General features: G+C 68.7%; 1 protein-coding gene. It reads left to right on the top strand.

Annotated features, from left to right (window positions below; all coding sequences use genetic code 11):
* Nucleotides 1-16: 16 nt before the first annotated feature.
* Nucleotides 17-1,189, top strand: coding sequence for an IS256 family transposase (locus AH6_RS41895; protein WP_067492046.1), 1,173 nt, complete (start codon nt 17-19; stop codon nt 1,187-1,189).
* Nucleotides 1,190-1,247: the final 58 nt, after the last annotated feature.

The following is a 1,247-nucleotide window of genomic DNA, read 5'->3' as shown; positions in this document are numbered from 1 at the left end:
GACCGGCGAGCCGGATCTGCTGCGGCAGATGGTCACCACGATGGCCGAGGCGTTGATGGGCGCCGAGGCCGACAACCTGTGCGGGGCCGACTACGGGCGACGCAGCAGTGAACGGGTCAACTCCCGCAACGGCTACCGGGCGCGTGAATGGGACACCCGCGCCGGCACCATCGATCTGGCCATCCCCAAACTGCGCAGCGGTTCCTACTTCCCCGAGTGGCTGTTGGACCGGCGCCGCCGCGCCGAGCAGGCGCTGGTCAGCGTGGTCGCGACCGCCTATCTGCTGGGAGTGAGCACTCGGCGGGTGGACAAGCTGGTGGAGCAGATGGGCATCACCGGCATCTCCAAGAGCCAGGTCAGCCAGATGTCCAAGGTGCTGGATGCGCAGGTGGAGGCGTTCCGTTCCCGCCCGCTGGCGGCCGGCCCGTATGCGTTCGTGTGGATCGACGCCCTGACCCAGAAGGTGCGTGAGGGCGGCCGGGTGGTGAACGTGCACGTGCTGGTCGCGACCGGCGTGAACGCCGACGGGCACCGCGAGATCCTGGGCATCGAGGTCACCTCGGCCGAAGACGGCGCGGGCTGGGTGGCGTTCCTGCGCGGCCTGGTCGCCCGCGGCCTGAGCGGAGTGCAGCTGGTGGTCTCCGACGCCCACACCGGTCTGGTCGAGGCGATCGGCGCCACCCTGCCGGGCGCGGCCTGGCAGCGCTGCCGCACCCATTACCTGCGCAACCTGCTGTCCAAGGTGCCCAAGTCCGCCCAGCCGTGGGTGGCGACCATGGTCCGCACCATCTTCGACCAGCCCGACCCCGACCAGGTCCGCGCCCAGCACGCCCGGGTGGTCGACCACCTGCAGGCCAAGCATCCCCAAGCCGCCGAGCACCTGGACACCGCACGAGAGGACCTGCTGGCCTTCACCGGCTTCCCGCGGCAGATCTGGCGGCAGATCTGGTCCAACAATCCCCAGGAACGGTTGAACAAGGAGATCCGCCGCCGCACCGACGTGGTCGGGATCTTCCCCGACCGCGCCGCCGTCGTCCGGCTGGTCGGGGCGGTGCTGATGGAACAGACCGACGAGTGGGCCGAGATGCGCCGCTACATGGGCCTGGAATTCCTGGCCAAAAGCCGGATCCGAGTGATCGACGGCGACACCCCGAATGACAAGATCGACCAGCAGGCATTCACCGCTTAACCTGCACCAACAGATCACGCGGAGACCGAACTCTTACACCACTCCGCTGGACGTGACC

Source organism: Actinomadura hibisca NBRC 15177 (assembly GCF_001552635.1).
In the GTDB taxonomy this organism is placed as follows: domain Bacteria; phylum Actinomycetota; class Actinomycetes; order Streptosporangiales; family Streptosporangiaceae; genus Spirillospora; species Spirillospora hibisca.
Note: the sequence above shows the minus strand (reverse complement) of the source record. Positions and strands in the feature narration are given on the sequence as shown.